The 17,675-nt window shown below is 69.1% G+C and carries 17 protein-coding genes and 2 pseudogenes; 9 read left to right on the plus strand and 10 right to left on the minus strand.

Going from position 1 to position 17,675, the window contains the following annotated elements; all coding sequences use genetic code 11:
* The 4 genes and pseudogenes from BLS74_RS35405 to BLS74_RS31245 all read left to right on the plus strand — a co-directional run.
* Window positions 1–168: pseudogene (locus BLS74_RS35405) on the plus strand (twin-arginine translocation pathway signal protein); the annotation flags it as partial.
* 2 nt (window positions 169–170) lie between these two features.
* Window positions 171–1,871 (plus strand): tannase/feruloyl esterase family alpha/beta hydrolase, encoded by a 1,701-nt coding sequence (locus BLS74_RS31235; RefSeq protein WP_093111522.1) that lies wholly within the window; start codon window positions 171–173, stop codon window positions 1,869–1,871.
* The gene (locus tag BLS74_RS31240) at window positions 1,871–3,592 is read left to right on the plus strand and encodes an acyl-CoA dehydrogenase family protein (RefSeq protein ID WP_093111628.1); all 1,722 of its coding nucleotides are present in this window, start codon (window positions 1,871–1,873) and stop codon (window positions 3,590–3,592) included. The genes BLS74_RS31235 and BLS74_RS31240 overlap by 1 nt, the downstream gene beginning before the upstream one ends.
* A gap of 49 nt (window positions 3,593–3,641) precedes the next feature.
* Window positions 3,642–4,124 (plus strand): MarR family winged helix-turn-helix transcriptional regulator, encoded by a 483-nt coding sequence (locus tag BLS74_RS31245; protein WP_093111524.1) that lies wholly within the window; start codon window positions 3,642–3,644, stop codon window positions 4,122–4,124.
* Here the strand turns inward: BLS74_RS31245 and BLS74_RS31250 are convergent.
* The 3 genes from BLS74_RS31250 to BLS74_RS31260 all read right to left on the minus strand — a co-directional run bounded on the left by BLS74_RS31250 (window position 4,121) and on the right by BLS74_RS31260 (window position 5,579).
* Complete coding sequence (locus tag BLS74_RS31250) at window positions 4,121–4,489, minus strand: hypothetical protein (RefSeq protein WP_093111526.1); 369 nt, start codon at window positions 4,487–4,489, stop codon at window positions 4,121–4,123. The two genes, BLS74_RS31245 and BLS74_RS31250, sit on opposite strands and share 4 nt — an antisense overlap.
* A 28-nt stretch (window positions 4,490–4,517) precedes the next feature.
* Window positions 4,518–4,736 carry a hypothetical protein gene (locus BLS74_RS31255; RefSeq protein ID WP_093111630.1) on the minus strand — a complete coding sequence of 73 codons (219 nt, stop codon included), beginning with the start codon at window positions 4,734–4,736 and terminating at the stop codon, window positions 4,518–4,520.
* A gap of 84 nt (window positions 4,737–4,820) precedes the next feature.
* The gene (locus BLS74_RS31260; RefSeq protein WP_093111528.1) at window positions 4,821–5,579 is read right to left on the minus strand and encodes a sulfite exporter TauE/SafE family protein; all 759 of its coding nucleotides are present in this window, start codon (window positions 5,577–5,579) and stop codon (window positions 4,821–4,823) included.
* A 164-nt stretch (window positions 5,580–5,743) separates the two neighbouring features.
* Here BLS74_RS31260 and BLS74_RS31265 point away from each other — a divergent pair, with 164 nt between their 5' ends.
* Complete coding sequence (locus BLS74_RS31265; RefSeq protein ID WP_093111530.1) at window positions 5,744–6,190, plus strand: DoxX family protein; 447 nt, start codon at window positions 5,744–5,746, stop codon at window positions 6,188–6,190.
* Window positions 6,191–6,199: 9 nt separating this feature from the next.
* On the opposite strand, the gene BLS74_RS31270 is transcribed toward BLS74_RS31265, so the two are convergent.
* A complete protein-coding gene (locus BLS74_RS31270; RefSeq protein ID WP_093111532.1) occupies window positions 6,200–6,913 on the minus strand; it encodes a Crp/Fnr family transcriptional regulator in 714 nt (237 codons plus the stop codon).
* A gap of 52 nt (window positions 6,914–6,965) precedes the next feature.
* Between BLS74_RS31270 and BLS74_RS31275 the strand changes: the two genes are divergently transcribed.
* Both BLS74_RS31275 and BLS74_RS31280 read left to right on the plus strand, forming a co-directional pair.
* Window positions 6,966–8,606 (plus strand): adenylate/guanylate cyclase domain-containing protein, encoded by a 1,641-nt coding sequence (locus BLS74_RS31275; RefSeq protein WP_093111534.1) that lies wholly within the window; start codon window positions 6,966–6,968, stop codon window positions 8,604–8,606.
* 109 nt (window positions 8,607–8,715) lie between these two features.
* Window positions 8,716–9,177, plus strand: a complete 462-nt coding sequence (locus tag BLS74_RS31280) for a hypothetical protein (RefSeq protein WP_093111536.1) — start codon at window positions 8,716–8,718, stop codon at window positions 9,175–9,177.
* A gap of 7 nt (window positions 9,178–9,184) precedes the next feature.
* Here the strand turns inward: BLS74_RS31280 and BLS74_RS31285 are convergent.
* From BLS74_RS31285 to BLS74_RS31295, 3 genes and pseudogenes are all read right to left on the minus strand, one after another.
* A pseudogene (locus BLS74_RS31285) lies at window positions 9,185–10,391 on the minus strand (3-hydroxybenzoate 6-monooxygenase).
* Window positions 10,388–11,359: an amidohydrolase family protein gene (locus tag BLS74_RS31290; RefSeq protein ID WP_093111538.1), complete on the minus strand. Its 972-nt coding sequence runs from the start codon at window positions 11,357–11,359 to the stop codon at window positions 10,388–10,390. The pseudogene BLS74_RS31285 and the gene BLS74_RS31290 overlap by 4 nt, the downstream one beginning before the upstream one ends.
* Before the next feature lie 7 nt (window positions 11,360–11,366).
* Window positions 11,367–12,356 (minus strand): Bug family tripartite tricarboxylate transporter substrate binding protein, encoded by a 990-nt coding sequence (locus tag BLS74_RS31295; protein ID WP_093111540.1) that lies wholly within the window; start codon window positions 12,354–12,356, stop codon window positions 11,367–11,369.
* 73 nt (window positions 12,357–12,429) lie between these two features.
* Between BLS74_RS31295 and BLS74_RS31300 the strand changes: the two genes are divergently transcribed.
* Entirely contained in the window at window positions 12,430–12,879 is a 450-nt protein-coding gene (locus BLS74_RS31300) for a MarR family winged helix-turn-helix transcriptional regulator (protein WP_093111542.1), read from the plus strand.
* Window positions 12,880–12,889: 10 nt separating this feature from the next.
* On the opposite strand, the gene rtcA is transcribed toward BLS74_RS31300, so the two are convergent.
* Genes rtcA through BLS74_RS31315 form a run of 3 tightly spaced genes read right to left on the minus strand, consistent with a single transcriptional unit; the run spans window position 12,890 to window position 15,854 of the window.
* On the minus strand, window positions 12,890–13,927 hold the full coding sequence (rtcA, locus tag BLS74_RS31305; protein ID WP_093111632.1) for an RNA 3'-terminal phosphate cyclase: 1,038 nt from the start codon (window positions 13,925–13,927) through the stop codon (window positions 12,890–12,892).
* A gap of 37 nt (window positions 13,928–13,964) precedes the next feature.
* Window positions 13,965–14,612 (minus strand): zinc-ribbon domain containing protein, encoded by a 648-nt coding sequence (locus tag BLS74_RS31310; RefSeq protein ID WP_093111543.1) that lies wholly within the window; start codon window positions 14,610–14,612, stop codon window positions 13,965–13,967.
* Between the two features lie 18 nt (window positions 14,613–14,630).
* A complete protein-coding gene (locus tag BLS74_RS31315) occupies window positions 14,631–15,854 on the minus strand; it encodes an RtcB family protein (RefSeq protein WP_093111545.1) in 1,224 nt (407 codons plus the stop codon).
* A gap of 217 nt (window positions 15,855–16,071) precedes the next feature.
* Here BLS74_RS31315 and rtcR point away from each other — a divergent pair, with 217 nt between their 5' ends.
* Complete coding sequence (gene rtcR, locus BLS74_RS31320) at window positions 16,072–17,673, plus strand: RNA repair transcriptional activator RtcR (protein ID WP_093111547.1); 1,602 nt, start codon at window positions 16,072–16,074, stop codon at window positions 17,671–17,673.
* Window positions 17,674–17,675 lie beyond the last annotated feature (2 nt).

Below are 17,675 nucleotides of genomic sequence, written 5' to 3' on the forward strand. Positions count from 1 at the left end.
GCGTCCATCAACGCCGCGATCAAGGACAAGTCCGTCATCGACAGCCTGGCGGTGGTCGGCCTGATCGCCCAGGGCTCCACCGTCGAGGAGATGGCGCGCTCGCAAAGCGCCGAGTTCGAGCGCTGGGGTCCGCTGGTCAAGAAGGTCGGCTTCACCGCAGAGTCCTGACGATGAAAACGGCCTGCTGGACCGCGCTGGGCGCGGTCGCGGTGCTCGTCGCCTGCACCTCGGCAGGCCCCGGTGCCCACGCCCCCAGGCTCGGCGCCGCCCGCCCGGGGCCGCTGCTGTCGTGCACCGACCTCGCGGCGAAGGCCGCGCGCCCGGATACGGTCTACACGAGCGCCGTCGAAGTACCCGCCGGCACCGTCGCCGTCGGCAATACGCGCCTTGCAGCGCCGGCCCATTGCCTGGTGCAAGGCCGCATGAACGAACGCGTGAGCACAGTCGACGGCAACAGCTACGCCATCGGCTTCGAGATGCGGCTGCCGCTGGCGTGGAACGGCCGCTTCTTCTACCAGGCCAACGGCGGGCTCGACGGCGCGGTGGTACCGGCCGTGGGCGGCATCGGCGGCGGTGGGCCGGTCGGCAGCGCCTTGCAGATGGGCTTCGCCGTCATCAGTTCCGATGCCGGCCACGCGGGTTCGCTGGGGCCGCGCTTCGGCATCGATCCGCAGGCGCGCCTGGACTACGGCTACAACGCGGTCGCGCAACTCACGCCGATGGCCAAGTACCTGATCGCGCAGGCCTACGGCCGCGGCCCGGACCGTTCGTACATCGGCGGCTGCTCCAACGGCGGCCGGCATGCGATGGTGGCGGCGGCCCGGTCGCCCGGCCAGTACGACGGCATCCTGGCCGGCAACCCCGGTTTCAACCTGCCGAAGGCGGCCGTGGCGCAGCTCTACGGCGCCCAGCAATACGCCAAGGCGGCGAGCGCCTCCACGCCGGCCGGACAGCCCGATCTCCAGAGCGCCTTCACGCCCGCGGAGATGCAGCTGGTGGCCCGGCGCGTGCTGGCGCGCTGCGATGCCCTCGACGGGCTGGCGGACGGCATCGTTTCGGACGTGAAGGCCTGCCAGGCGCGCTTCCGGCTCGACGCCGACGTGCCCACCTGCACCGGCGCGCGCGACAGCAGCTGCCTCGCCCCAGCCCAGAAGAGCGCGCTCGCCAACGTCTTCGCCGGCGCCCGCAACAGCAGCGGCCGGACGATCTACAGCAGCTTCCCCTTCGACGCCGGCATCGCCGGCAGCAACTGGCGCGAGTGGAAATTCGCGAGCCCGCCGACGCGCGATGCCGGCGCGGTGGCCTTGATCTTCAGCACGCCGCCGCTGGCCGACCGGCCGGGCGGCCTGCCCTTCGCGCTGGGCTTCGACATGGACCGCGACGCGCCGCTGATCGAGGCCACCAGTGGCATCTACCGCGACTCGGCCATGGCCTTCATGGCGCCGCCGGATGCCGCGAACCTGAGCGCGCTGCGCGACCGCGGCGCCAGGATGGTCGTCTACCACGGCACCAGCGATCCGGTGTTCTCGTCGGACGACACCGCCGCCTGGTACGAGCGCCTGCAGGCCGCCAACCGGGGCGATGCCTCGTCCTTCGCGCGCTACTTTCCGGTGCCGGGCATGAACCATTGCTCTGGCGGCCCGGCCACCGACCAGTTCGACATGCTGAGCGCGCTCGTGGGCTGGGTCGAGCAGGGCCAGGCGCCGCAATCGGTGATCGCCGCCGCGCGCGGCCCGGGCGCCAACGCGGTCAACGCCGAGCTGCCTGCCGACTGGTCGGCCCGCCGCACCCGGCCGCTGTGCCCCTATCCGCGTGTCGCGGCCTACACCGGCGGCGATCCCGAAAGCGCGGCCAGCTTCGCCTGCCGATGATGACCTACCAGCCCCGCCCCGATGAAGTCCGCTTCCTGCTGGAAGCCGTGCTCGGCGCGACCCCGCGCCTGCGCGCACTCGCGCCCTTTGCCGAGTTCGACGACGCATTGCAGGCGCAGGTGCTCGACGAAGCCGGCAAGTTCGTCGCCGAGGTCATCGCGCCGGTCAACCGCACGGGCGACGAAGCGGGCTGCCGTTTCGTCGATGGGGAGGTGCACACCCCGCCCGGCTTTCGCGAGGCCTACCGAAGCTTGAGCCAGGGCGGTTGGCTCGCGCTCTCGGCCGCGCCCGAAGACGGCGGCCAGGGCCTGCCCGCCGTGCTCGAAGCGATCCTGTTCGAATGGCTCAGCGCGGCCAACCACGGCCTCACGATGGCGCCCGGCCTGCTGCATGGCGCCTACGAATGCCTCAAGCACCACGGCAGCGAAGAACTGAAACAGCGCTACCTCTCGAAGATCGCGAGCGGCGAATGGCTCGCAACCATGTGCCTGACCGAGGCCCATGCCGGCAGCGATCTGGGCCAGGTGCGCACGCGCGCGGTGGCGCAGCCCGACGGCAGCCATCGCGTGGCCGGCGGCAAGATCTTCATCTCGGGCGGCGAGCACGATCTCACGGAGAACATCGTGCACCTGGTGCTGTGCCGGCTGCCGGATGCGCCGGCCGGGCCCAAGGGCTTGTCGCTGGTGCTGGTGCCCAAGGTGCTGCCCGACGGCACGCGCAACGCGGTGCACTGCGAGCGCATCGAGGAAAAGATGGGTCTGCACGGCAGTCCGACCTGCGTCATGCGCTTCGACGACGCCACCGGCTGGCTGATCGGCGAGCCGAACCGCGGGCTGGCCGCGATGTTCGTGATGATGAACGCGGCGCGGCTGCATGTGGCGCTGCAGGGCATCGGCCTGCTCGACGCGGCCTGGCAGAAGGCCGAGGCCTACGCGCACGAGCGGCGCCAGATGCGCGCACCCGGGCCGGCGCCTGCGAGCCGCGGCTCTGGGCCGGCCGACCTGATCGCCGAGCATCCGGCGATGCGCCGCATCCTCGACACGCAGCGCGCCTGGATCGATGGCGCGCGGCTCCTCGCCTACCGCACCGCGCTGCAGCTCGACATCGCCCGGCACGACGCCGATGCCAAGGCGCGGGAACGGGCGCAACGCTGGTGCGCGCTGGTCACGCCGGTGCTCAAGGCAGCCTGCACGCAGCAGGCTTTTCAGGGCGCCAGCGAATGCCTGCAGGTCTTCGGCGGCCATGGCTATGTGCGCGAGTGGGGCATCGAGCAGGTGCTGCGCGATGCGCGCGTGACCATGATCTACGAGGGCACCAACGAGATCCAGGCCATCGACCTGCTGGTGCGCAAAGTGCTGCCCGACGGCGGCGCCGGCATGTCGGCGCTCCTGATCGAACTGCGCGACGAGCTCGATGCCTCGCGCGAGATCGAGGCCGAGGTGCAGCGCCGGCTCGCGCAGCTGCGCTACCTCGGCACCACGGTCGTCATGGCAGCCGGCACCGATGCCGCGCTGCCCTATGAAGTGGCCGACGACTACCTGCGGGTCGTGATGCTGGCCATGCTGGCCTGGGCCTGGGCGCGCGTCGAGCGGGCAGCGCCAGGCGAGCTACGCTGGTCGAAGCCCGCCGCGGCGTTCCGCCGCTGGGTGCTGCCCGAATTCGAGATGCGCCTGGGCATCGTCAAGCGCGCCTGCGAGGCCGTCACGCAAGCTGGCACCTGAGCGACGCTCGCCAGATGCGCGACCCGCCCAAGCCAGTTACCCTCCGACCATGGCAGTCTCCCGCAAGAAATCCGCTTCCGCCGTCGCCGTTGCGCCACCGCGCGCCGACCAACTCGATACCCGCGTGCTCGAAGCCCTGGTCGGCTACAACGCGCGGCGCGCCTGGCTGGCCGTGAGCACGGTGTTCGCGGAGCGCATGGCGGCCTACGGTCTCAAGCAGGTGGACTTCTCGGTGCTCTCGCTGCTCGCACACAACCCGGGCGCCACCTCGCGCCAGCTGTGCGCCACGCTCGACATCCTGCCGCCGAACCTGGTGAGCCTGATCTCGGCGATGGACAGCCGCGGCCTGATCGAGCGGCGCCCCCATCCGCACGATGGCCGCGCGATCGGCCTGCATCTGACGCCGGCGGGCGTTTCCCTGGTGCGCGACGCGGAGCGGACGGTGGTCGAACTGGAGGCGGATGCCAGCGCGCGCCTCACGACGCGCGAGCGCGAGACGCTGATCCGCTTATTGCAGAAGATCTACCACTAGAAGCGTTCCGTGAGCACCAGCACCTGGTGCGCCGCACCGGCGACCACAGCGGGATTCGGGTAGTAGAGCTCGCCGTCGATGTCGTTGCGGGAAAAAGCGTTGCGCGCCTCGAAGTAGCGCGCCCGCGCCGCCTCGAACACCTGCCGCCGCCATGAAGGTTGCGCGGCTTCGATACGCGCCCAGTGTTCGGGCGAGAGCGTGGGGCACAGCGGAACGGGCGCGGCGCGTTCCCGCAGCAGCAGTTCGCGCGCCTCGCTCGTCAAGGGATCGAACTCCAGGGCTTTTTCGCGCCGGCGCGCCAGAAGGTTGGAAAGAAGGGTCGCGCCAAAGAGGCTGAGCAAGGCGAGGACGATCGCAAAGTCCATGGCGAGTCAAGAAAAACGTTGGCGTCGATTACCAGAACTTCCACCACGGCGCGGCGGCGGAAGAACGGGCCGGCGGCAGCGGCTGCAGGCCGGTGTCGCGAATGCGGCGACGCTGCTCGGCTTCGAGCGCCTGGGCCATGCGATGCGCAAGCTGGTCTCCCTGCATGGCGCGGATGCGCCACTCGGCAGCAAGGCTTTGCAGCTCGGAATCTTCGAGCTTGGCGGGCGTCGTCATCTGTTCGGACATCCCGAAATTCTGCACACGCCAAGGGACCGCGGCAATCGTAGAGCTTTGCATTACACGGCCGCGCGGGCATATGTCAAATACGTGTCACGAGAGGAATCCGTCCCAGCTCAATTTGAGTCCGGTCAACAGCATGCCGAGGTAGACGAAACGGTAAAACCAGACGGCATCGATGCGGCGTGCGATCCGGACGCCGAGCCACACGCCGAACGGCGCGAGCGGCAGCAGCACCAGCGAAGTCGCCATGTTGCGCCAGTCGAGCAGGCCGAGCCACGCGTAGGGAATCCACTTGCTCAGATTCACCACGAAGAAGAAATAGGCCAGCGTCGCGGTATAGGCCACCGGCGTGAGCCGCAATGGAAGCACATAGGCATTGACCGGCGGTCCGCCCGCATGAGCGATGAAGCTGGTGAAGCCGCCGATGGCCGTCAGCACCGCGCCGGCCGTCTTCGACGGCGGCGGATCGTCCGAGCGCGGCGGGAACAGCAGGCGCTGCGCCAGGAAGAGCAGCGTGAAGATGCCGACGATGCCGGCCACCGTGTGCGCCGGCAGCACGCGGAACAGCAAGGTGCCGACCACCGTGCCCACGAGGCCGAAGGGAATCAGGAAGCGCAGCAGCGAGCGGTCGAAGTCGCGGCGGAAGGCGGCGAGCCCCAGCAGGTCCATCAGCAGCAGCACCGGCATCAGGATCGCTGCCGCCTGCGGCACCGTGACGGCCAGGGCCAGGAGGGGCACCGCCAGCGAACCGAAGCCGGCGCCGAAACCGCTCTTGCTGACGCCGAGCATCAGCACGGCAGGAACGGCGACCGCATAGAAATGCGGGTCGGTGATGATGGGGAGAGCCATGGGAAAGAGAAAGGCGAGCGGCCGCGCCGTGCAGGCGGGTGCGCCGAGCGTAGCAGGATGCGGCGGCCGCCGCCTTCCTCCAAAAAATGTGCGTAAACGCACCGACTCGCGCTGCCGGCATCCGCAGACTCGACGGTCTTTACGTCTCATCAAAGGATCGCTGAATGAATACCCAGGCCCTGATGGCCGCGCCAACCTCCATCGGCGCGCTGCGCGAGGACGCGGGCAAGTTCCTGCTGCGCGCATCGATCGCGCTGCTCGTGCTGCTGCACGGCATCAACAAGCTCACGAGCGGACCGGGCTTCGTCATCGGCGCGCTGGAACGCGCCGGCCTGCCCGGCGGCATCGGCTACGGAGTCTATGTGGGCGAGGTGCTGGCGCCGCTCCTGATGCTCGCCGGCTTCTGGACGCGCGCCGCGGCCGGCATCGTCGCTTTCAACATGGTGGTCGCGATCGGCCTGGTGCACATGAGCGGCCTGTTCGCGCTGGCCAAGCAGGGCGGCGGCTGGGCGCTCGAACTGCAGGGCCTCTACCTGGCCGGCGCCCTGGCCGTCGCGCTGCTGGGCGCGGGCCGCTTGAGCGTGGGCGGCGCAGCCGGTCGCTTCAACTGAGACGATCGATCAGCCAGGCTCGCCGCGCACCTCGGCCACCATGCGGGCCAGGCGCTCGGCATCGGTCACGATCAGGGCCCGGCCTTCTTTCGCCAGCAGGCCCTCGCGCACCAGCACATTGAGCTCGCGCGTGACCTGTTCGCGGTTGGTGCTGATCTGGCTGGCCAGCTCGGCGTGGCGCGGCGCCGGCTCCAGGCGCGCCCGGTTGCCGGCGATGCCGGCCGCGTGCGCCATGCGCAGCAGCTCGGCATGCAGGCGGTTCTGCACGCCGAGCGTGCTGAGGTCGATGACGCGCTCGGACAGCTGCCGCACCAGCTGAGTCAGTCGGCGCATCACGCGCTCGGCTACCAGCGGCTCCTCGCGCAGCAGCCTCATGAAGGCTGTCCGGTCGAGGCTGGCGACGACACAGGGCTCCAGCGTCAGCACATCGGCCGAGCGCGGTCCGCCGTCGATAGCGGCGATATCGCCGAAGTGCTCGCCTTCGCCGCAGTCGCGGAAAGTGACCTGCCGCCCATTGGCCGAGTAGGTCGTGATGCGGGCACGCCCCGACACCAGGAAGTAGACCTCGCCATCGTCCTGCGTGCGCAACAGGAGCGGCTTGCGCGCCGCCACGCTGTGCCAGCGGCAGGCCTGGGCGAGCAGCTCGAGGCGCCGGTCGGACAGGCCTTCGAGCAGCGGGATCTTCCGCAGCGCGAGGCTGGAGCGGTGAGGGGAAGGGGTCATGCAGGGTCGGCCGGGGCGGGCATTATGCTCGGGTGCCGCTTGGAGCCCGACCATGGACAGCCGTTCCCCGACCCGCTTGCGCTTTCCCTCGCGGCGCAATCTCCGATGGGCGAGCGGCGTGGTCCTGATGGGCTACGTGGCGGCGCACCTGAGCAACCATGCGCTGGGCCTCGTTTCGCTGGCGACCGCCGAAGCTGCGCTGCAGGCCATCTCTACCTTCTGGCACGGCGTCGCGGGCAGCGTGCTGCTGTACGGTGCGGCGGCGGTGCACGTGGTGCTGGCCGCGGTGGCACTGTGGGAACGGCGCAGCCTGCGCATGCCGCCCATGGAGGCCGTGCGGCTGCTGCTCGGTTTCGCGCTGCCGCTGCTGCTGGCCGCGCATCTGACGGCGATGCGCTGGGCCTACGAGGCCTTCGCGATCGACGCTTCCTACGCCCGCGTGATCCGCGGCCTCTGGAGTCCGGGCGCTGCGAGCTTCCAGCTGGCCATGATGCTGGCCGCGTGGACGCACGGCTGCCTCGGGCTGCACTTGGCGCTGCGCGTCCGCCCGGCCTACCGGCGGCATTTCCATCTGCTCTTTGCCGCGGCCGTGCTGCTGCCGGTGCTCGCTGCCCTCGGCTTCTTCGCGATGGGCCGCGAACTGCAATGGACCGGCACGCTGCCGGCCCAGATGCCGACGGCAGTGCAGAGAGCAGCGCTCGACGCGACGGAGCAGGACGTCAAGTGGTTCTATGCGCTGGCGCTGCTGGCCCTGCTCGCTGCGCGCCAGCTGCGCGCCTGGTACGAACGGCGGCCGCGCAAGGCATCGATCGAGCTGCGCTACCCGGACCGCACGGTCCGCGTCCCGCTCGGCTGGAGCGTGCTCGAAGCCAGCCGCGCGCACGGCATCGCCCACCTGTCGGTCTGCGGCGGACGCGCGCGCTGCTCCACCTGCCGCGTGCGCGTGCTCGGGCCGGCCGCGCATGCCGAAGCGCCGGGCCACGACGAGCGCCGCACGCTGGAGCGGGTGCGCGCGCCGGATGACGTGCGGCTGGCATGCCAGCTTCGCCCGCACGGCGATCTGGCGGTGACGCCCCTGTTCGCGCCCCGCGCCGGCGCCGGCGCCCAGCCCGGCCGCCTGGGCCGGGAGCACGACGTCGCCATCCTCTTCGTCGATCTGCGCCGATGGTCGGGCCTGTCGGAGCGGCAATGGCCCTTCGACCTGGTGTATGTGCTCGACCGCTATTTCGCGATCGTCGGCGCCGCGGTGCGCGAGAGCGGCGGCGTGCCGAACCAGTTCATCGGCGACAGCGTGATGGCGATCTTCGGACTGGATGTCGACCTGCCGACCGCATGCCGCCAGGCCATGCGCGCGGCCGAGCTGATCGGCGAACGCATGGACGCATGGAGCGCCGGCTTCGAATCGCAGTTCGGCCAGCGCCTCGATTTCGGCATGGGCCTGCACGCGGGCCGCGCGGCCGTGGGCGAGGTGGGCTATCTGGAAACCACCACCTTCACCGCGGTCGGCGAAGTGGTCAACACGGCGAGCCGATTGCAGGACCAGTCCAAGGTGGCCGAGACCCGGCTCGTGATCTCCGTCTTCGCGGCCGAGCAGGCCGGCATCGCCGACACGCTGGGCGAGCCGGAGATGATGACGGTGCGCGGCCGCTCGGAGCCGCTCGCGGTGCTGCACGTGCCACGACCCGCACCTTGAATAAAGCGTGCGCAAACGCACAGCCCGAAACGCAGCCGGAATCCACACTGCATTCCATGGTGGCAGCAATCCCCGCAGCCCACCTGCAGCAGTGAAAGGACTCTCGATCATGCAAGCCAAGCAACTCCTGGGCATCTCCGCCCTTCTTCTCGCCGGCGCCGCGTCGGCCCAGACCGTGCCGGCCGAAGCCTGGGTCGGCGCGCCGATCGCGACCACCGGCAGCACGATGAGCCGCAGCGAGGTCACGGCCGAGCTGCAGCGCTCGATGAGCGTGGCGCGGACGCCGCAGGAACAGTGGGTCGGCACGCCGGCCACCGCCGCCGTCGCCGTCGGCGCGATGAGCCGGGCCGAAGTGCTGGCCGACCTGAGCCTCTACAACAAGGCCGGCCTGGGCGACTATGCACGCATCGACAGCCCCGACGCGGCCGGCCCCGAGTACGCGCGCCGCATGGCCGCCTACCGGCAGGCGCGCAACAGCGATGCCTACATGGCCGAGGTGCAGCGCATCGAAGGCATTCGCGGCAGCGCGGTGGCGAGCGCGCGTCGGAAGAACGGCCCAGCGGCCGAGTGAGCGAGCGTCAATCGTCCGCCAGGCAGGTGCCGGCCGTCCAGCCGTAGAGCCACTCGAGCGCGTCGTAGAAGCGCTCCTGCGGCCGGCCCTTCCACATCTCGTTGCGCACCAGACGCTCGACGCCCTTGGCGTGGTAGATGCGGCCCATCTCGCGCGCCGACAGCACCACGCGTGCCGTGCGCGCGACGCGCGAGCGTTCGTAGAGCACCAGCGCGCGGCCCCAGTCGCCGCCTTCGCGCCGCAGCGCGAGCGCCAGCGTGACGGCATCCTCGCAGGCCATGCAGGCGCCCTGCGCCAGGTACTGATATGAACCATCGGATGCGCGGCATCGCCGAGCAAGGTCGCGTGGCCGAAGGTCCAGCGCTCGATCGGATCGCGGTCGGCTGTGGAGTAGCGCTTCCAGGCTTTCGGAATGCGCAGGATCTGCTGCACCGCTTCGCAGGTGGGGCGGAAGTAGCGCTGCACTTCGGACGGGTCGCCGTCCATCGAGCCCCACTCCTCGGGCCGGTCGCTGTGGAAGGTGACCGCCAGGTTGAACTTGTCGCCGCCCTTGAGCGGGTAGTGCACCAGGTGGCAGTTGGGCCCGACCCAGATGCAGGGCGCTGTGTAGCGCAGCGCCTCGGGGAACTCGGCCGTGTCGATCACCGCGCGGAACACCACGTGGCCCGAGACGTGGATGCCGTCGTCCACGTACTGCTGGCGCACCGCCGAACGCACGCCGTCGCAGCCGATCACGGCCTGGCCTGGCGGCCGCCCTGCGCGTCGATCAGCGTGACGCCGTCGTCGCTCTGCTCGATGTGCACCACCTTGGTCGACGTGAGGAACTCGATGCCTTCGGTGGTGGCCTGCACCCCTTCGAGCAGCGCGCCGTGGATGTCGGCGCGATGGATCACCGTGTACGGGTTGCCGAAGCGCTCCCTGAAGCGCGCATCGAGCGCGATGCCGATCACGCGCTTCGCATCGATGGCATCGAACATCACCATCTCGTCGGTGTAGACGGCCCGGGCGCGCAGGTTCGCGCCGACGCCCAGCGCATCGCAGGCCGCAAAGGCATTGGGGCTGAGCTGGATGCCGGCGCCGAACTCGCCGATGTGGGCGGACTGCCCGATCACCTTCACGTTGTAGCCCTCGCGCACCAGCGCGAGCGCCGCCGCCAGGCCGCCGATGCCGCCGCCGGCGATCAGCACGGGTCGGCTGTCGAGTGCTGTTTTCATGGCAGTTTGAAAAGCTCGCGCGCGTTGTCCCGGCCGATCTTCAGCCGGTCGTTGTCGCTGATCTCGCAATGGTCAAACCAGCTCGCCGCATCCTCGTGCTTCTCGAAGGGGTAGTCCACCGAGTACATGATGCGGTCGCTGCCCACTTCCAGCATCGTCGAGAGCAAGGTGGGCGTGCGGAAGTTGCCGCTGGTCGTGATGTGCACATTGCTGCGCAGGTAGTCACCAATCTGCTTCTCGCACGGCATGCCGCGCCGTCCCTTGCGCAAGATGTGGTCGACGCGCCAGATGTTGAAGGGGATGCCTTCGCCGAAGTGGCCGAGGATCATCTGCAACCCGGGATGCCGGTCGAAGAGGCCGCTCGACAACAGCCGCAGCGCGTGGATGCTGGTCTCCACGGCAAAGGCCCAGGTCGGCCCCGTGAGCCAGTGCGCGCCGTCGTAGATCGGCTCGCGTGCCGGCAGCGGGTCGCGCGGGTGCATGTAGAAGGGCTTGCCGAGCGCCGCGGCCGCGGCCCAGAAGTCGGCGAACCGAGGCGCGTCGTAGTAGACGACGGTGCGTTCGTCGCCGACCTGCGAGAAGCCGTTGACCAGGAAGCCGTGGAAGCCGAACTCCTTCACGCAGCGTTCGAGCTCGCGCGCTGCCGCTTCAGGGTCCTGCATCGGCAGCGCCGCGAAGCCGCCGAAGCGTGTCGGCCGGCGCGCCGCCTGCTCGGCCAGCACCTCGTTCGCGCGCCGCGCCACTTCGACGGCACGGCGTGGATCGGGAATGGCCTGCACCGCCGGCGAGTTGAGCGAGAGGATTGCGTATTCGGTACCCCAGGCATCCATCTGCTCGATGCGCTGCTGCTCGAAGTCGAGCAGATTGCTCTTCAGGCCGGCCCAGACCTCCGGCCGCGCATAGACCTCCGAGTCGCCGATGGTGAGCTCGATGGCGAAATGCTCCTCGAGCGCGATCTTGTTCTTCATCCGCTGTTCACTCCGGCTTGATGTTGAGCTTGTCGAGCACGCCCTGCCAGGTCTTGCGGTCATCGGCGATGTACTGGGCCAGCTGCTCGGACGTGCCCGGGCGCGGGTAGGTGCCGAGCTCGCGCGACTTGGCCACCACGTCGGGCAGGAGCAGCGCCTCGCCCATGTCCTTGTTGAGCCTGGCGAGGACGGCCGGGTCCACGCCCTTCTTCGCGATCACCGCGAACCAGCCGTGCGCCACCGCGCCGGGCACCGTTCTGCTGGCCAGCGGAAACTGTTCGAGCCCGGGCTCGGCGCGGTCGCCCATGCTCGCGAGGATGCGCAACTTGCCAGCCTGCACGTTGCCCGCCACCACGTTGTAGGTCTCGACCATCATCTTGGTCTGGCCGCCCAGCATGGCCTGCATCGCCTGCGCGCCGCCGGGGTAGTGCACCTCGAGGAACTGCGCGCCCGACTGCAGCCCGAGCAGCGCTGATGCAAGATGCGGCAACGTGCCACGGCCGTTGTCGGCCACCTCGATGCTCTGCGGCTTCGCCTTGGCAGCAGCGATGAAATCGGCCAGCGTCTTGTAGGGCGAATCGCCCGGCACCGCCAGCATGAAAGGCGCGACCGCGGCCAGCGTGACCGGCACGAAGTCGCGGTTGAAGTCGTAGTTCACGCCCTTGATGGTGCTCGGCGCGACCGAGATCGCCGAGCCCTGCACGAAGCCGAAGGTGGCGCCGTCCGCGGGCGCGGCGAGGATGGCGTTCATGCCGATCACGCCGCTGCCGCCCGGCTTGTTGTCGACGATCACGCCCTGCCCCCACTTCTCGCCGAGCTTGACGCTCACATGCCGGATCAGCACGTCGGGCGCCGAGCCCGCCGGGAAGGGAACGACGAAGCGCACCGGCTGGGCCGGCCACTTGGCCGCAGCGCCCTGCGCATGGGCAAGCGGCGCGGCGGCGCCGGCCGAAAGCGCGAGCAGAAGAGCCGTGCAGCGGGAGCGGAAAAGGTTCATGATTGCCTCTTTAGTTACTTGAATATTCAAGCAATTGGGCGCACTCTATACTTGAATCAGCAAGTATTTGTTCATGAAAACCCTAGTCCAGGAGCACGATCTCGAGAAGGCGATTCCCTTCCTGTTGGCACGCGCCGGCGCGCGCATGGGCAATGCCTTCTCCAAGGCGCTCAAGCCCTACGGCCTGAGCCTCGTCGAATGGCGCGTGTGCGCCTCGCTGCAGCACACGCCGGACCAGACGCTTTCCGAGCTCGCGCTGCATTCCTCGAACGACCTGTCGGCGCTCTCGCGCATCGTCGACCGGCTGGCGACGCTGGGACTCGTGCGGCGCGAGAAGTGCGGTACGGACGGCCGCGCGATACGCCTCGCGCTCACGACGCTCGGCCTCGAGCTCACGCACGAGATCATTCCGCTCGCCAAGCACTACGAAGCCATCGCGCTCTCGGACTTCAGCGCGAGCGAGGTGAAGCTGCTGCGCGAGATGCTGCTGCGCATCTACGCCAACGCGACGCCGCTGGCATAGAGCAGGACGCTCAGGCCGGCGCCACCTGCACCATGGCAGCTTCGGCGCCCTGCGAGATCGCGAAGCGCACAGGCAGGAAGCGCTCGATCACCGCGCAGTTGGTGCGCGTGTGCTGCGTCACTTCGCTGCAGCTGAAGGCCGCGGCTTCCTTGCGCTGCCACACCGCGAGCGCAAGAAGCAGCGCGAGCTGGTCCGCCAGGTGCGACCCGACTGCAGCCCCGCTTTTCTGAAAGGCGCGCACCTCCTTCACCAGCCGATGCGCCACCTGCTCGGCGGAAAGCGTCTTCTCGCCGAAGGCCGTGAAGACCTCGGTGACGTGCTCGTAGGCGAAGACGGCCATGAGCGCATTGCCGGGCCCTTCGTTCAGCCGCACCACACCGTGGCGCAGCTGCTCGACGGACCAGCCCATCGCGCTGCCGAGCGTGCCGAGCTCGCGCACCGCGACATGGCGCGCAAGCCCCGGCGCCAGGCACTCGCCATGTGCCGCCTGCAGCGCACCGCGCGCCAGCAGATCGAAGGGCCTGAGCGGTCCGGCGCAGGGCACGATGGTCGCTTCGACCGCACCGCCCCCGGCCGGATAGAAGCCGCAGCGCTGCAGCACCAGCTGCAGGTCCGCGCCCAGGCGGCGCACCAGCGGTGCAAAGGCCAGGTCGAGAAAATGGAAGGGCGGCGCCATCGGGTTGTGCGTGCCGCCGGCGAGCGAGACGCGGCTCGGCGCATCGGCCAGCAGCAGCGCGGGCAGCACCGTCTGGAGCACCAGCATGCAACTGCCCGCGCTGGCGACCGCAAAGCGGTAGTCGCCGGCGCGCACGGGGCCGGGCACGAAGCGCAGCCGCTGCGAACCGAGCTCGGCGCCCTCGATCTGCGCGCCGCTCAGTTCCACGGCCGCCAGCACGCAGGCCAGGTGCTGGCGCATTAGCCCCGGCTTGGGCCGCCTGGCGCGAATGCGATCGATCGCCAGCGGCTGGCCCGTGACCATCGCGAGCGCGAGGCCGGTGCGCAGGATCTGGCCGCCGCCCTCGCCTTCAGAGCCGTCGAGTTCGATCACTTCTTCTGTCCTCATCATCCTGTTGTTCGAACGCGCATCACGTCACTTGCTTTCCGCGCGCCAGGGCCTTGGCAGCGGCATCGCCCGCAACACGCTCCCAGCTCCAATACCCATGGCCCGCGCGGCCCGCCACAAGCGCCTCGAGCCGCTCGACCTGTAGTGCCCCGCCCCAGCGTCCCATGGTCTCGATGGCGACAACCCGCAGACTCCACCATTTGCTTTCAAGGGCCGCGTCGATCTCGGCCAGCGCCTCGGCATTCGGGTTCGCCGCACCCAGCGTGCGCAGCCGCTGCGTCCGTTCGCGCAGCAGGTTGGCGCCCTCGCCGGCGTTCGCGGGCTGTCGCTGCTCGCGATACGCGCGGCGGCACGCACGGCAACGCACCGCCGTGCTGTCGATATGGCCGTGGATCACTTCGTACCACCACTTCTGCTGCTTGGCGGTCCAGACCTCCTCGATGCCGCAGTCGCGGCAGGTGAAGGCCAGGTCAACATAGAAGGTGGGCAACAGCCCATAGGTGTTGTTGTAGCGCGCCAGCACGTCCTGGTCGGCCAGCTCCATGCCGGCAAGCCGCGCACCGGCGACCAGATGCCGTGCGTCCTGCCCGCTCAGCAGCGCAGCAAGTTTCCCAGCACGTTCGAGGCGCCGCCCCTTGATCTCGGCGCGGCGCTGCTTGTTGCTTTTCATTCGTCGATCCCGTCTGGGCTACCCCTTCACACACACCACCTGCTTGAGCGTGTACACCACCTCCACCAGGTCCTTCTGCGCCTCCATCACGGCGTCGATGTCCTTGTAGGCCATCGGGATCTCGTCGATCACGTCGGCGTCCTTGCGGCATTCCACGCCGGCGGTGGCGGCGATCTGGTCGGCCACGGTGTAGAGCTTCTTCGCCTTGGTGCGGCTCATCTTGCGGCCGGCGCCGTGGCTGCAGCTCATGAAGCTCTCGGGGTTGCCCTTGCCGCGCACGATGTAGCTCTTGGCGCCCATGCTGCCCGGGATGATGCCGAGTTCGCCCGCCTTCGCGCTCACGGCGCCCTTGCGGGTCACGAGCACGTCCTGGCCGAAGTGCGTTTCGCGGCTCACGTAGTTGTGGTGGCAGTTCACCGCTTCCACATGCGCCTCGAAAGGCTTGGCGACGACCTTGCGCGCGGCCGCGACCACGCGCTGCATCATCACTTCGCGATTGGCACGCGCGAACTTCTGGGCCCAGCCCACCGCGCGCACGTAGTCCCCGAAGTACTTGGCGCCTTCCTCGAAGTACGCCAGGTCCTGGTCGGGCAGGTTGCGCTGGTGCTGCTCGGCATCCTTCTTCGCGAGCTCGATGAAGTGCGTGCCGATCGCATTGCCCACGCCGCGCGAACCCGAGTGCAGCATGAACCACACGGCGCCCGCCTGGTCGAGGCAGACCTCGATGAAATGGTTGCCGGTGCCCAGCGTTCCCAGGTGCTTGTGGTTGTTGGTGTTCTTCAGGCGCGGGTAGTCCTCGCAGATCGCGTCGAACTCATGAACGAGCCTCGCCCACGCGGCGTCGGTTTCGTCGGGCGGGGTTTCCCACGCGCCCTTGTCGCGGCCCTGGCGCTTCGGGTTGGACCCATGCGGCACGGCCTTCTCGATCGCGGCACGCAGCGGCCCCAGGTTGTCGGGTAGGTCGTTCGCTTGCAGCGTGGTCTTGCAGGCCATCATTCCGCAGCCGATGTCCACGCCGACCGCGGCCGGAATGATCGCCCTGAAGGTCGGGATCACCGAGCCCACGGTCGCGCCGATGCCGTAGTGCACGTCGGGCATGGCCGCGATGTGCCTGAACACGATCGGCAGGCGCGCCGCGTTCTCCAGTTGCTTTTGCGCTTCGTCTTCGACCGGCACGCCGCGGGTCCACATCTTCACCGGGACGCCGTTCTCGACTTCGTGCAGTTCGTAGTTCTGTTCCATGACTTTTCTCCCGCTCGGGAGGGTGCCGATTGCACCCTCCCCGACTCACGCCACAACGGCGCTTGCCGTCTTGTTCGCGAAGAGTGTGCCAATGCGGAGCAGGCAATGCCAGCAAAGACCAAGTCGTTGATGGAAAAGGATTTTTCTTTGGCGTCCTAAGGGACACCGTCGAAGGCAGGCTGCCAGATACTAGAATGCTCGCTAGTTTTTTATCTCCATGAAACCCATCGTCGTCATCGGCTTCCTCGGCACCCAGCTCGACGCCGGACAGGGCGCCGGGCGTTGGGAGAAATGGCGCCCCACCGTCTCGCTGACGCAGCACGAGGACATGGTGATCGCGCGCATGGAGCTGATCCATACGCTGCGGCACAAGGCGCTCGCAGAAAGAGTCCAGGCCGACATCGCAATCGTCTCGCCCGAGACCGAAGTGAGATTGGTCGAGCTCGACATCACCGATCCCTGGGATTTCGGCGAGGTCTACACCCGCCTCTACGACTGGGCGCGCGCCTATCCCTTCGACGCCGAGCGCGAGCAGTACTGGACGCACATCACGACCGGCACGCACGTGGCGCAGATCTGCATGTTCCTGCTGGCGGAGTCGCGCGCCATCCCGGGCGTGCTCGCGCAGACCGCGCCGCCCAAGCGGCAGCGCGCCGGCGACCCGGGCGACTGCACGCTGATCGACCTCGACCTCTCGCGCTACGACGCGATCGCGCGGCGCTTCGAAGCCGAGCAGCGCGATGCGGTCGCCTTCCTCAAGAGCGGCATCGCGACGCTCAACCCGCGCTTCAATGCACTGATCGACGAGATCGAGCGCGTCGCCGTGCGCTCGCGCGCGCCGATCCTGCTCGTCGGTCCCACGGGCGCGGGCAAGTCCTTCCTCGCGCGTCGCATGTTCGAGCTCAAGAAGACGCGCCATCAGGCAACCGGCGCCTTCGTCGAGGTGAACTGCGCCACCCTGCGCGGCGACGGCGCGGCATCCACGCTGTTCGGCCACAAGAAGGGCGCCTTCACCGGCGCGGCGGCGGAGCGCGCCGGCCTGCTGCGAAGCGCGCACCAGGGCGTTCTCTTTCTCGACGAGATCGGCGAACTCGGCGCAGACGAACAGGCGATGCTGCTGAAGGCGATCGAGGAGAAGCGCTTCTTCCCGATGGGCTCGGACCGCGAAGTGGAAAGCGACTTCCAGCTGATCGCCGGCACCAACCGCGATCTGCGCGCCGACGTGGCCGGCGGGCGCTTTCGCGAAGACCTGTTCGCGCGCATCAACCTCTGGACCTACGACCTGCCGGGCCTCGCCCGACGGCCGGAAGACATCGAGCCCAACATCGACCATCTGCTCGCGCTCTATGCCGCCGAGAACCACCGCGTGGCACGCTTCAATGCCGAGGCGCGCGCCGCCTACCTGCGCTTCGCGCGCAGCGACGAGGCGCTCTGGAGCGGGAACTTCCGCGATCTCTCGGCCAGCGTGACGCGGCTCGCAACGCTGGCCGACGGCGGGCGCATCACCGGCGAGCTGGTGCAGGCCGAGATCGCACGCCTGCGCTGGCTCTGGAAGCGCGCCGCACCCTCGGGTGGGCAGGATGCGATCGACCTCGGCGCCCTGCTCGGCGCCGAGCGCGAGGCGGAGCTGGACCTGTTCGATCGGCTTCAGCTCGAAGCGGTGGCGCGCGTCTGCCGCGACGCGCGTACGCTCTCGGATGCCGGGCGCCAGCTGTTCCAGGCTTCGCGCGGCCAGCGCACGGTGGTCAACGACGCCGACCGCCTGCGCAAGTACCTCGCCAAATACGGACTCCAATGGAGCCAGCTGGTTTCTGCCTGAGG

Origin of the sequence: Variovorax sp. CF079, assembly GCF_900101545.1 — a bacterium.
Lineage (GTDB): Bacteria > Pseudomonadota > Gammaproteobacteria > Burkholderiales > Burkholderiaceae_C > Variovorax.